General features: G+C 59.4%; 7 protein-coding genes and 3 pseudogenes. 4 read left to right on the forward strand and 6 right to left on the reverse strand.

Translation table 11 applies throughout. The features are described 5' to 3' along the window. Nucleotides 1-3 precede the first annotated feature (3 nt). The 3 genes from RS901_RS33110 to RS901_RS33120 form a co-directional block, all read right to left on the reverse strand. Nucleotides 4-1,323: an MFS transporter gene (locus RS901_RS33110; protein WP_316154884.1), complete on the reverse strand. Its 1,320-nt coding sequence runs from the start codon at nt 1,321-1,323 to the stop codon at nt 4-6. Nucleotides 1,324-1,405: 82 nt separating this feature from the next. Next, the gene (locus tag RS901_RS33115) at nt 1,406-2,905 is read right to left on the reverse strand and encodes an aldehyde dehydrogenase family protein (RefSeq protein ID WP_316154885.1); all 1,500 of its coding nucleotides are present in this window, start codon (nt 2,903-2,905) and stop codon (nt 1,406-1,408) included. Nucleotides 2,906-2,928: 23 nt separating this feature from the next. Beyond that, the gene (locus RS901_RS33120; RefSeq protein WP_316154886.1) at nt 2,929-3,822 is read right to left on the reverse strand and encodes an NAD(P)-dependent oxidoreductase; all 894 of its coding nucleotides are present in this window, start codon (nt 3,820-3,822) and stop codon (nt 2,929-2,931) included. A 516-nt stretch (nt 3,823-4,338) separates the two neighbouring features. Here RS901_RS33120 and RS901_RS33125 point away from each other — a divergent pair. Next, nucleotides 4,339-5,259, forward strand: a complete 921-nt coding sequence (locus RS901_RS33125; RefSeq protein ID WP_316154887.1) for a LysR family transcriptional regulator — start codon at nt 4,339-4,341, stop codon at nt 5,257-5,259. Nucleotides 5,260-5,404: 145 nt separating this feature from the next. After that, a complete protein-coding gene (locus tag RS901_RS33130; RefSeq protein ID WP_316154888.1) occupies nt 5,405-6,376 on the forward strand; it encodes a tripartite tricarboxylate transporter substrate binding protein in 972 nt (323 codons plus the stop codon). A gap of 19 nt (nt 6,377-6,395) precedes the next feature. Here the strand turns inward: RS901_RS33130 and RS901_RS33135 are convergent. Further along, nucleotides 6,396-6,926, reverse strand: a pseudogene (locus RS901_RS33135) (NAD(P)/FAD-dependent oxidoreductase); the annotation flags it as partial. Between the two features lie 74 nt (nt 6,927-7,000). Between RS901_RS33135 and RS901_RS33140 the strand changes: the two are divergent. Next, a pseudogene (locus RS901_RS33140) lies at nt 7,001-8,553 on the forward strand (IS3 family transposase). 80 nt (nt 8,554-8,633) lie between these two features. Here RS901_RS33140 and RS901_RS33145 read toward each other — a convergent pair. Then, nucleotides 8,634-9,365 (reverse strand): annotated as a pseudogene (locus RS901_RS33145) (NAD(P)/FAD-dependent oxidoreductase); the annotation flags it as partial. A gap of 230 nt (nt 9,366-9,595) precedes the next feature. On the opposite strand from RS901_RS33145, the gene RS901_RS33150 reads away from it, so the two are divergent. After that, complete coding sequence (locus RS901_RS33150) at nt 9,596-10,504, forward strand: LysR family transcriptional regulator (protein WP_316154889.1); 909 nt, start codon at nt 9,596-9,598, stop codon at nt 10,502-10,504. Between the two features lie 404 nt (nt 10,505-10,908). Here the strand turns inward: RS901_RS33150 and RS901_RS33155 are convergent, their stop codons facing one another. Then, a complete protein-coding gene (locus RS901_RS33155; RefSeq protein ID WP_316154890.1) occupies nt 10,909-12,723 on the reverse strand; it encodes a lactate permease LctP family transporter in 1,815 nt (604 codons plus the stop codon). Nucleotides 12,724-13,093: the final 370 nt, after the last annotated feature.

Consider the following 13,093-nt stretch of genomic DNA (forward strand, 5'->3'; position numbering starts at 1 on the left):
TCCTCAGGCGTCAATCGGGTCGCGGTAGGTCTCTTTGGCAAGCAGTACGCAAACCAGCGAGATGACTGCGGCGACGACTACGAACCAGGAAACCGCATGCGAGGTGCCGGTCTGCGCTACCAGCCAGGCGGCAATCAAGGGGGTCGGAGCGCTAGAGATGATTCCGGACAATTGATACGCAGTCGATGCGCCACTGAACCGATAACGCGTCGGGTATTGCTCCGCATAGATGACGCCATGCAGAGAACCCGTCGAAGCGTGGCCGATGCCCAGGCCGAGCGTAATGGCCAGCACAATCAAGCCGGGGTTCCCTGTGTTCAGAAGCCAGAACAGCGGAAACGCGTAGACGCCAAGGAAAACTGCGCCGAAGCCATACACTTTCAGACGGCCAATCTTGTCTGAGAGAGCACCGAAGACAGGCTGCATGAACAGGTCAACGGCTGCGCCAACAAGCAGTGCCGTCGACGCAAGACTGCGGGGCAGGTGCAGCGTTTCCGTGATGTAGGTCAACGCATATACCGTAATCAAGAAGTACCCGACGTTGGCGACGCTCTGGAAAAAAACCATCACCAGCGTCTTCTTCTTTTCGTTGGCCCAGACTTCCTTCAGGGGAGCCTTGCAAACGTCGCCCGTCTTAGCCAGCTTCTCAAATGCTGGCGGCTCGCTCACTTGCAGTCGGATATACATACCCACTCCGAGCAGTGCCAGGCTGAACAAGAACGGCAGGCGCCATCCCCAGGCATAGAACTGGTCGTCCGGAAGCATCGAGACGAGTGCGAATGCGCCCGACGATACAAGAAGGCCGGCCGGCACGCCCATTTGCATGGTGCTGCCAAACAATCCGCGCTTCCCTTCCGGCGCGTGTTCGACGGACATAAGAGCTGCGCCGCCCCATTCGCCGCCCAAAGCGAAGCCTTGGAACACACGCAGCAGGATGAGCAGACCAGGCCCCCAGTAGCCGGCCGTCGTAAACGACGGAAGAATGCCGATGGCGGCGGTGCAAAGACCCATCAGCACCAGCGTAAAGACAAGCAGTTTCTTGCGACCCATCTGGTCGCCGAAGTGACCAATAATCATGCCGCCGAGCGGACGGATGATGAATGCCACAGCGAACGACGCCATCGAGGCGAATGTTGCAAATTCGGGAGCAAGCCCGTTGAAGAAGACTTTCGGAAAGACTAGAGCAGCCGCCGTTCCGTAGAGGAAGTAGTCGTACCATTCGACAGTCGTGCCGATGAACGAACCGAGCGCAGCCTTAGTCGATGCCGAACGCTCGGTTCGGGAGCGTCCGACGTTGGTGGCTGTTGTAGTGTGTGCATTCATTCCAAACTCCGCTTCGTGGGGCCTTCTGATACGCGCTGGTCGGCAAGAACACGGCAGAGGATGCCGACCAGCGGAACTACCGTCAGACGTTGATGGTTACGCTCTTGCGCGACGTGTAACTTTCCAGCGCGCCTTCAATCGAATACTCGGCACCGATACCGCTTTGCTTCGCACCGCCATACGACATGCCCGGAATCTGGCCGCCTGCACGATTGACCTGCAGCCATCCCGCATCAATCTGGTCGGTGACGCGCATCGCAGTGGTCAGGTCGTTCGTGAACACATACGCCGCCAGGCCGTACACCGTATCGTTCGCCCACTGCACCACTTCTTGCTCGGTGGAGAACGGGATGGCTACCAGGACCGGGCCGAACACTTCTTCGCGAGCGACCCGCCAACTGTTGTCAATGCCGGTAAAGATGACGGGGCCCGGGAAAAAGCCGTCTGCCTGTTCAACTGCCGGCGGCACGGAGCCAGTCAGCGTCGTGGCGCCAGCCTCGACGGCCTCGGCAATGAAGCTGCGCACTTCCTTGTAGCGCTCGGCGTTGATAATTGCGCCGATGTCGGTGCGCTCGTCCAGAGCGTCGCCGATACGCAATTCGTTCACCTTCGCCACGACCCTGGTCATGACGGTGTCGAAGACGTCCTTGTGGACGTACAGCCGGGAACCCGCTGTGCACGACTGCCCTTGGCGCGCGAAACGCATTGCTGCGATAACGCCATTCACCGTGGCATCGATGTGTTCGGGCGTGGCTGCGTCCGGAAATACGATGCAAGGGCTCTTGCCGCCCAGTTCCAGCGTGGCGTGGCCGATACGGTCCGCCACAGCGTGAGCGACCAATTGGCCAACTTCGAGCGAGCCCGTGAACGACACCTTAGCGACGTTCGCATGCTTGGACAGCGGCGCACCCGCGTCGATACCCGTGCCGGTAACGACATTAAATACGCCGGCCGGAAACAGGTCTGCTGCCAGCTCGGCCACCTTCAGAACGGCCAGCGGCGCATCTTCTGCGGGCTTCAGTACCAGCGTGTTGCCGGTGCCAAGTGCCATGCCGATTTTCACTGCGGCCAAGACGACAGGCGAGTTCCAGGGAATGATTGCGCCGACAACGCCCAGGGGCTCGCGGGTGGTGTAGCTGAACAAGCCGGGACCCAGGGGCAGCGTTTCACCCTTTTGCTCAGCGACCACACCGCCGTAGTAACGAAGCACCTCGGCGGCGCTCTGCACTTCCGGACGGCTCTGCGTGCGCAGAGCATTGCCGGTCTCGGCGGCCAGAACGCGGGCGATTTCTTCCACGTTGGCAGTGATACGGTTCCCCAGTTCGGTCAACAGCGCACCGCGGCTGCGCGATGCGAGACGACGCCATTTCGGGAACGCTGCAGTTGCTGCTGCCACCGCGGCATCCACATCTTCAGCGTCGCTCGCGCCGATAGTGGTAATAACAGTTCGACGGCACGGATTTTCAACATCGAGCGTGCGGCCCTTCTTGGGCGTAATCCATTCGCCGTTTACCAGCAGGCCGGTCTGACCGGCTGCCGGCACAACAATTTCGGGTTGCTTCACTTCAACAGAGCTATTCACGGAATTCCTCACTGACTTAAGACTTATTGATTGGCCGACGGCAGGCTCAGGCGAACGCCCAGCAGCTCTTCGTACAGTTCGTTGACGCTGGTGGAGTCCTTGCCGCCCAAGCCCTTGGCGCGGGCAGCGTTGTAGGTCTGGCGAACCAACTGGCCGAGAGGCATTGGCAGATTCGAGAACTCTTCCAGGCAGAGCGTGATGTCCTTGTGCATCAGGTCGATAGCGAAATTCGCCGGGCGCTCTTCCGTGAACAGAGTCTTGGGCAGATAGTCCAGCATCTTGCTGCCGGCCAGACCCGCGCCGAACACATCACACAGCACGGAGAGGTTGGCGCCGGCCTTCACGCTCGCCGCGAGAACTTCTCCCAGCGCGACGGTATTGATGGCGGTTAGCAGGTTATGGCTCAGTTTGGTCAACTGGCCAGCACCGGTGTCACCACAGTGGACGATGCGGGTTGCCAGAACATCGAGCACAGGGCGTGCCTGGTCGATGACTTCGGCCTTGCCGCCAATCATGATGACAAGCTTGCCATTGGCTGCACCCAGCACACCACCGCTCACCGGCGCATCCAGGAACTCCACAGCCTGCTTGGCGCAAGTGGCAGCAATGTCCTTCGTGGTTGCCGGGTCGACAGTGCTGAAGTCGATGATGATGGCGCCACGAGGAATCGTTTGAAGCACGCCGGTGGCTCCCGTCACTGCATCGCGCAGCGTTTTCGGGCTGGGCAGGCTCAGCAGCACGCGTTCGGCGCCTTCGGCCGCTTCGGCCGGCTTGCCCGAGGCAATTGCGCCCCTGGCCACCAGTTCCTGCACTGCCTGCTGGTTCGGATCAAACACACGGACTTCGTGTCCGGCTTCGATAAGACGAGCGGCCATACGCGAACCCATACGACCCACACCGATGAAAGCGACCTTCATTGAATTAAACCTCCGAAAACTTGAGAGACCGAGCGCCAGGTTCATATGCATAGCGGGGCTGGTCTGGCACCTCGCTTGTTGCGCATTCACTGCGGTTTGCATATGCATTTGCTGTCTGGTGCGACAAACTATAGACAGCGAAAAATGGAAAAAAAAGACGACCATTTATGACGCTATGTGTAAATTTCACTTACCATTGGTATTGCACTTTTTTGGACGAGCACGCGTCCCCAACGGGGTGCAGAAAATTGTGCGGCGCAGAAAAGCGAGCCGGGCGCGAAGACTTCGCGCAGCGTTGGAGCCCATCTGCCGCTAGGCCTTGTGGGGGCTGGGACTGGGTCTCAGATTGATGTCGCTCTGCAGCAGAGAGGGGCATCGCAGTGCGAGCAATATGAGGAGTGCATGTACCGGTTTCCGCACAGATTTGGCGCACCGATAACAGGAAGATTTTTTTGTCCTATTTCACAGACTAGGGTAAACCTCGATTACTCCAGCTTCATTTCACGAAGGGTTGTCATGCTTCATCTTGGTCGACTGCATCTACTGCACGAGCTGTCAGTGCTGGGGACGATTTCTGCTGTGGCGGAAGCGATGCATCTCACTCGCCCGGCCGTTTCGCAGCAACTCGCTCAGCTTGAAGCCGAACTGGAAACAGTTCTCTTCGAACGGTCAGGTCGAAGCGTCGAGTTGACGCCCGCAGGACGACGGTTGGTTGCGCGCGCCGCGGAACTCTTTGAGCTCGTGGAAGACATCGAAGCTGAGCTGGCTGCCGCCAACACGCAGATATCAGGAGAAATTCGGCTGTCTGCGTTTGGTTCTCTGGCATCGACGGTCGTTCCCCATGCCATCGCCAGGCTGGCGAATGAGCATCCGCAACTGAATGTGAGCATTCAGGAACTGGAGCCTGCTGACGGCCTTAAGGCCGCGGCGTCGAAGAAGATGGACCTCGCAGTTGTTGATGACCTGGTCAGCGCAGGAAACCTCGCGACTCTCCTGGAATTCCATCCCCTCTGTACTGACCACTTCGAAGCCGTAGTCGCCGCCGACCACAAGCTGGCAGGCAAGCGGTCAATTCAGCTCTCGGAACTCGCCCACGAACGCTGGGCGCTGAATCAGACGGCAGTTACCTACTACGACTTCCTGCTCAACGCCTTCCATGCTGCAGGGTTCACACCTCGTGTCATGAGCAGTTGCAGGAATATGAGTGCCACCCTGGAGATTGTGCGCACTGGATGTGCCGTTTCCGTGCTTCCCCAGCTTGCGCTTAAGGCCATCAGCAACGACCCGGACTTCAGCACAATTCCCATCCGGCCAATCCTGAACAGACGCATTTTTGTCGCGCTGCCAAAAGGTGCGGCACGGCGCCCCGCAGTGCGCGCAGTGCTGAATGCCCTTGAGGCGGCGGTCCCCCCCGAAGCCGCACTTACAGCTTCCTGAATCAGACGAGAGAAGGATTTTCTTACTCATAGAGTCACATCTCATCGCCTTTTTCTTTCCTAATCCGCTCTCTAATATTCGCAGCTATCAGCGCACCACTGCACGAAACGGCCCGTGCGTGCCGCCGATGCTTTTGGAGAGCCCCATGAATTCGTTAGTAAGGAAGTTTTTCCCCCTGGCATTGATTTGTGTAGCCGGGACCGTAGCGGCCCAAGACAACTGGCCCAGTAGGCCGGTACGTCTTGTGGTTCCTTTTCCCCCGGGCGGCGCTGCTGATGCAGTCGCGCGCATCATTTCCGACAAGCTAGGCAAGGAGTTGGGGCAACCAGTCGTTATCGACAACAGGCCTGGCGGCGCTACTACGATTGCGTCGACATTCGTTGCACGTGCCACCCCTGACGGCTACACGTTGTATCTCGGCGGCATGAATCTTCACGGCCTGGACAAAGTCCTCTATCCCGACATTCCATACGACGGGAACAAGGACTTCACTCCGATTACCCGATGGGTCAGCTCTCCGTTGGTACTGGTCGCCAACAAGGAGAGCGGCATCAAGACCGTTGGTGACCTGCTAAAGAAGGCGAAGGCCGCTCCAGATACTGTGGGCTACGCGTCCGCTGGCAATGGGACGGTGACCCACCAGGCCGCGGTGTACTTCGACAATGTCGCGGGGACAAAGCTTTTCCACGTGCCATATAAGGGTGGTGCCCCGGCAGTGCTTGCGACGCTCTCAGGCGATACCGCGGTCACTTTCGCCACGCCACCGTCTGTGATGCCCATGATTGCGTCCGGGAAGCTCCAGCCTGTGGCTGTGACATCAGCAAAGCGTTCCAGCCTCATGCCTCAGATTCCGTCAATGGATGAAGCTGGCGTGAAGGGATACAACTACACGTTCTGGTACGGCCTCTATGGCCCGGCAAACCTTACGCCGACGACCGCAGACAAGCTCTTCAAAGCAAGTGTCGCCGTCCTGGCCGACAGCAACGTCCGGAAACAGTTGGCCAATCAGGGCATGGAAGCCGTTCCCTCTGCATCGGTCAACGACTTCAAGAAGCTCATCGCTAACGATGGACCCCGTGTGGCCCAGTTTGCCAGCCTGAAAGGAAGCAAGGAGTAAGCGGCGGGGCCGACGCCCTTCAATGCAATTTGACTCGCGGCGTCATCAGTCGCCGCAGTTGATGTGCAATGAAATCGATGAGCATGCGTCGATAGCCGGTAACGGCAGAAATGTGCATACGATAGAGCGAGGCATACATCGCCCTAGCGAGAAGCCCTTCTATCAGCATGCTTCCCCCGACGATTCCCCCCATCAGATTGCCCACTGCTCCGCCCGTTCCCACGGACACGAGGGAGCCGCGATCCCGATAGCGGAATACAGGTAACGCCACGCCACGCACATGACGCTCGATTGCTTCTGTCATAAAGGACGCCTGTTGGTGAGCGGCCTGCGCTCGAGGCGGCACGGTCCGTCCTTGCTCCCATTCACAGCTAGCGCAGTCCCCGAGCGCAAACACATTCGGGTCGGCTTCGCTTTGGAGGCTCCTCGTGACTTTGAGTTGATTGAGACGGTTCACTGCGAGGCCATCCAACCTCCCCATAACGCGATGGCCTTTGATGCCAGCCGCCCACACGATGAGGTCGGCTGGCACTGTCATGCCAGAAGAAGTCCCCCGGCGTCAGGATAGATGTCACGTCACCTGATTCTTAGAGACGAGGTCCGGGGGCGGTAAAATCAGGGTAAATGAAAGCCTACTCAGCAGAGAGAAGAGAAGCGCTGGTGCGCCGCATGATGCCGCCAGAAAACGTGCTGGTTTCAGCGCTGGCCAGGGAAACGGGGATTACCGAGCAGACGTTGTACACGTGGCGCCGACAGGCGAAAGGAAAGGGGCTGGTCGTGCCGGGCGATGGGAAGAATCCCGAAGGATGGTCTTCGGAAGACAAGTTTGCGGTAGTGCTGGAAACCGCCCCGCTCAATGCAGCGGAGCTGGCCGAGTACTGCCGGCGCAAGGGTCTTTATCCCGAACAGATCGCCGCCTGGCGGGCCGCCTGTCTGGCAGCCAATGCGAACGCTGCGGAGCAGGCGCGGGAGCAGCGGCATCAGTCGAAAGACGACAGGAAACGCATCCACCAGCTCGAGAAGGAATTACAGCGCAAGGAGAAAGCGCTGGCGGAAGCGGCTGCGCTGCTGATTCTGAGAAAAAAAGCCCAGGCGATCTGGGGAGACAAAGAGGACGATTGATCAACGTCCCGGATCGCCTGTTATGTATATCGTTGATCCGCGAGGCAGCGCAGTCCGGCTGCCGGTTGGAGAAGGCTTGCAAAGAACTGGGCCTGAGCCTGCGCACGTTCCAGCGCTGGGTGGGTGACGGCGACGCGGTGCCGGCCGATCGCCGCACGACGACCGTGCGGCCGGAACCGGGCAACAAACTGAGCGACGCCGAACGGCAACAGATTCTTGAGGTTGCCATCAGTGAGGAGTTTGCCAGCCTGCCGCCCAGCCAGATCGTGCCGGGTCTGGCCGACCGCGGCGTGTACCTCGCGTCGGAGTCGAGCTTTTACCGTGTGCTGCGCAGCGTTTCGCAGCAGCACCACCGGGGTCGTGCGCGCCAACCCTCGGCTCGGGTGGTGACCAGTCATTGTGCGACGGCGCCGAACCAGGTCTGGTCGTGGGACATCACGTGGCTGCCGTCGGCGGTCAAGGGGCGGTATTACTACTGGTACATGATGCTGGACGTGTTCAGCCGCAAAATTGTCGGTCACGAAGTGCATGAGGCGGAATCGGCGGAACTGGCCGCACTGCTGATGCGGCGTGCCAGTCTGGCCGAGAGCCTGGCGGGACGTCCGCTGGTGCTGCACTCGGATAACGGCAGCCCGATGAAAGGCGCGACGATGCTCGCCACCCTGGAAAACCTGGGAGTGGCGGCGTCGTTCAGCCGGCCGCGCGTGAGCAACGACAACCCGTACGCCGAGTCGCTGTTCCGCACCTGCAAGTACCGGCCCAACTACCCACGCAGGCCGTTCGGCAGTGTCGATGAGGCCCGTGCCTGGACGCAGCAGTTCGTGCGTTGGTACAACCACGAGCACAAACACAGCGGCCTGAAATTCGTCACGCCGGCGCAGCGCCACAACGGTGTAGCCGCTGCTGTGCTTGCGCAGCGCAAGGCCGTGTACGCGGAGGCCAAGGCGCGCAATCCGCAGCGTTGGTCTCGATCGACGCGCAATTGGGAGCTGGAGAATGAAGTCTGGCTCAATCCGGAACGGATGCAGCCGCAAGAACTAAAGCAGTCCGCATGAAGTGACGCGTCAACTATCTTGACAACCGCCGAAGTCGTGACACCATGCTCATGGACTCCATTGACTGCGCTGCTCAGCATAAGCTCCACGTTGAGCTTACCCAGGAGCTTCGTTGTAGCGTTCGACACGCGAGGCGACAGCGCGGGAAGGATGCGAGGGCCACCCTCCACAATCGTTACGTGTATGTCGCTTCGGTCGTCAGCGCCGTAGAGGCCGAAGTCTCGAAGTACCCGCGCTGTCTTCTTGAGCTCAGCGGCAAGCTCCACGCCGGTTGCTCCAGCGCCGATAATGACAATCTTCACCGGGCTGGCAATGCTAGCCCGCGCATGCTCATTGCGTTCTGCACACTTGCGCAGGAGCCTGCGACGAAACCGCTCGGCTTGCCAGACCGAGTCGAGAGATATCGCATGCTGCTCAGCGCCCGAAACGCCGAAAAAGTGCGTGGTGCAGCCAACCGCCAGCACCAGGGTGTCGTATTCAATTTCACGAGCGACGTCGGGAGTTTGTTCGTCTTCGTCGAAACCAGGGACTCTGTTCAAGACGATGGTCTTTCGACTGCGGTCCAACCCGATGAATTCGCCCTGCACGAAACGGAAATGATGCCAGTGCGCTTGTGCGGCGTATGTCAATTGATTGGTGGCTGGGTCCAAGCTACCGGCTGCCACTTCATGCAGGAGAGGCTTCCAGAGGTGCGTAGCGCACCGGTCTACCAAAGTCACACTCACTCGACGCTTCTTCCCAAGCTTGTCACCAAGCTTGGTCGCCAATTCCAGGCCACCTGCGCCTCCGCCTACGATTACAACTCGATGCATGGGTTCCTCTTTGATTCGGTAGCTGCTCACACAATCAGCGGTCACATCAACTCGTCGGCTAGTGCTCCGCGACCGCGTAGTGAGCGGGTACGTTCATTAAAGAGGCGCCCATTCACTGCGTCCAGTTATAAAAAGTTAGGCGTTCGTGAAGCTCGGCTAATGATTTCCACAAGACGTTCCGTATCCGATTCGCCTACTTGTTGGCTAGGGCACCACGTTGGAGTCAAATCATGATTGACGTAGGAAAACTTCGCCTATTGCGCGAACTCGCGCAGCGACAAACCATGAGCGCCGTTGCAGACGCCGTCTGCATCACTGCATCTGCGGTGTCTCAACAGCTCTCAAACCTGGAGGATGAAGTCGGTGTATCGCTCATAGAGAGATATGGCAGAGGCGTGCGTCTGACCCCAGCCGGTAGGATGCTGGTAGAGCACGCCGACCGTGTTTTTGCCGTCCTTGAAGAAGCGAATTCAGACCTTTTGAAAGTCCGCGGAGCGCTATCAGGCTCGGTGAAGATAGCGGCCTTCTCGTCGATTGCCGTCTCACTAATGCCCAGCGTCATCACGGACCTGAATGCGAGGTATCCATCCCTCAGCATCCAACTGCACGACTTCGAGCCGACAGAAGCTCTAGCGGCGCTTCGTTCCTGGCACATTGACCTTGCGCTCATTGACGATATGTTCGCGCTGCCGGCGCGCGACGCGAATACCGTGGAGCGAGAGTTTCTCTTCACCGATGAGCTATACGCCGTGCTACCTGCGGACCATAGGCTCAACTGCTCGGATAGCGTAAATTTGAGCGACCTTCGCAACGACCATTGGGCTCTCAACTCTCACACGAGTGCCTACTATCAAGCCATAGCTGCAGCGTGTAGGAAGGCGGGCTTCGAACCGTCCGTAAACAGTAGCTGCCGGAACGTCGAGGTGACGCTGGCAATGGTAGCCAATGGTTTCTCGGTCTCCATACTCCCGCGACTTCTCACTTACCGGCGTCTCGGAGACATATGTGTGAAACGGCTCAACCCTCCGATGACGCGGAGGGTCGACGCAGCAGTTCGACAGGGAAACGGTAGGAGTCCAGCAATCTCGGGTGTGCTTGACGCGTTGCGTCTAAGAAGCGCACAGTTGTTCGCCGCCTAAAAAGGCTAGAGGCCTCGAAGCTCTCGGGGAGGAGCGGTTGTCATCCCTGGTGCATTGTACTCAGTTCGCTCCGCAGCGTACCTGAGCACAGCAGGCCGCTGGCACATCGAACCGGAGTATACCCGGCATCCACTGCTTTTGCCGCTGGTCTCCCAAACCACCGAATGGCTGATCAAGATTGCGGATTCAACCGGTCGATGCAACAGCTTGATGGAATCGTTCAGCCGGTGTATCGAAGTCTAGCGTTTTGCGCGGACGCTCATTGAGTCGCCTGGCGATGGCGTTGAGCTTGGCTGGCAGCACATCGAAGCTGCCAGCCAACATATACGAAGTGCTGTTCTCCCACAATGAGTGGCCCGCTCAACGGACGCCGGCTGGTCTGTGTCGAATCTCCTCTTCATGCTTCATTTTCCGACCGGTGGTATCGGAATGATCCCCGGGAAGACGTAAGCTTGCAGAAGCGCTATCAGGCCGATAACCGCGGCTCCGGCGATTGAGTGCCAGAAAATCGTGCGGAAGATCGGTCCCAGCGCATGCGACCTCTCCTCTGGCTCGTCATAGCATGCTGCGCAGGCCACCATGATGGACTGCGCGTCGATCATTTTTCCCATCACGCCACCGGTCGAGTTCGTGGCGACGATCAGGATCGGATTCAAATTGAGCTGTTCGGCAGTGATTCGCTGCAGGCTACCGAACAGGGCATTGGAGGCAGTGTCGGAGCCCGTCAGGAAGACGCCGAGCCAGCCCAGGTAGGCGGCGAAGAAGGGATACAGGAAGCCGGCCCCGGTGAACGCGAGGCCGAGCACTGCGTCAGTACCGGCATACCGCGTCAGGAAGCCGAGTCCAAGGACTTGCGCAATCACCAGGACTGGAATCTTCATGCGCTGGAGGGTCTGGGCGAAAGCAGCCTTCCATTGCGCCGCGCTCAGCCTGAGAACCAGGCCGGACAGGATCGCGGCCACGAATACGCCGGTCCCAGCGGCCGAGAGCCAGTTGATGGTGAACCTTGCCACCTCCGGCTTGGCATTGGCTAGCGCCACCGGGGGCATCCGTTGCACCAGGTTGTGCAGGGCGGGCATGTCCCAGACCGGCAGCGAGAGCGTCCCTGAGAATGGTGAGCCAAGCAAGGTCGTGGAAAACGTGATCGAGGAGAACAGGTTGTTCAAATACTTCTTAAACTCCGGTATGCCCCAGATGGCGCAGCAAAGGATCAGGATCACCCAGGGCAGCCATGCGTAGACTGTCTCCCGGGTCGTGTACGAGTACTTCCACTCGGTACTGTCGACCGTGGCTGTCGCGCTGGCCTTGCCGGCCGCAGCCAGCGCCTCGCGCTCGGCCCTGAGCAGGAAGCGTGTCTTCGGATGCCACACAAAGCGCAGGAACAGCGCGGTGCAGATGACCGAGAACACGCCGGAGACCACATCCGTCATCAGGTGGAACTCGTTGGTTCCTGACGCGAACCACTGCATGACGGCGAATGATGCCCCCGCGCACAGCGCCGCCGGCCACACCTCGAATGCTTCCTTCCAGGTGCCGCCTTCCATCTTCACGAACGTGGCAACAAGCCAGAACGGGACCAGGACCGAGACAAAGGGCAGTTGGCGGCCGGCCATTGCGGACAGCGTGACCTGGTCCAGGCCGCTCACCGCTGCCAGCGTGACGATCGGCGTGCCAATCGCTCCCCACGCGACCGGCGCGGTATTGGCCAGAAGATTCAGGACAGCGGACTGGAAGGGCTTGAATCCCAGGCCCACCATCACCGCACCCGCGATCGCCACCGGCGTCCCGAAGCCCGAAGTACCCTCGATGATGGCCCCGAATGAAAACGCGATCAGCACGCACTGCAGCCGCCGATCGAACGAGATATGGATGATGGACTCCTTCACAATCTCGAACTTGCCCGTCACCACGGTCATCGTGTACAGGAACATCGCAGCCAGGACGATCCAGATGATGCCCAGGAAGCCGGACAGCGACCCGAGCGCAAAGGCTGACGCCGCCGAGGCAAGCGGCATCCTGAAGACGATGCAGGACACCAGGAAAGCCGCGATGACGCCATAGAGCGCCGCATAGGGCGCGGAAATGCCGAGGTGTACGTTGCCTTGCGAATCGCGGTGCCGATGCAGGGCGATGAAGTACAAGAGCACAAGAATCGGGATCGCTGCCACCACTGTGGAAAGAAACACGTTCCCGAGCGGATTGTATGTCTGCTGGTACATGGTTTCCCTCATCGGTTACCCCGTTCAAATGAATCGGATGCTGCACATTCAGTGTACGGATAAGTATCCGGCACGCGAGTTGTTCTTAGGCCGGCGAAGAGCAGCGGGGTCCGCAAAAATTCTACCGCCGCGTGTGCCAGCCAGCAAACCTGAAGGTGTTCCGGGATCCTGGCCCGATGTCACGACCGCGCGGCAACAGCGTAATGGACTGTGAGTCATGATTCTGCGCCGCATCCAGCGGAGTGCTCAGCTCCCCCACCGCCCGGGGCCTCAAGCCCTGCGGGAGTGGACATTCTTTCCGCGCCTCAGGATCCTTTGGAGAGGCCTGGCAGCTTGGTGCGAACACTGGGTCGGTTGGAGGCTGCTGGCT

The organism is Cupriavidus sp. BIC8F (assembly GCF_032465815.1).
Taxonomy (GTDB): Bacteria; Pseudomonadota; Gammaproteobacteria; order Burkholderiales; family Burkholderiaceae; genus Cupriavidus; species Cupriavidus necator.

Excerpts from the sequence above, each read along its gene's own strand:
- RS901_RS33130 (WP_316154888.1), top strand. The coding sequence starts at position 5,405 with ATGAATTCGTTAGTAAGGAAGTTTTTCCCCCTGGCATTGATTTGTGTA.
- RS901_RS33110 (WP_316154884.1), bottom strand. The coding sequence starts at position 1,323 with ATGAATGCACACACTACAACAGCCACCAACGTCGGACGCTCCCGAACC.
- RS901_RS33155 (WP_316154890.1), bottom strand. The coding sequence starts at position 12,723 with ATGTACCAGCAGACATACAATCCGCTCGGGAACGTGTTTCTTTCCACA.
- RS901_RS33120 (WP_316154886.1), bottom strand. The coding sequence starts at position 3,822 with ATGAAGGTCGCTTTCATCGGTGTGGGTCGTATGGGTTCGCGTATGGCC.
- RS901_RS33150 (WP_316154889.1), top strand. The coding sequence starts at position 9,596 with ATGATTGACGTAGGAAAACTTCGCCTATTGCGCGAACTCGCGCAGCGA.
- RS901_RS33125 (WP_316154887.1), top strand. The coding sequence starts at position 4,339 with ATGCTTCATCTTGGTCGACTGCATCTACTGCACGAGCTGTCAGTGCTG.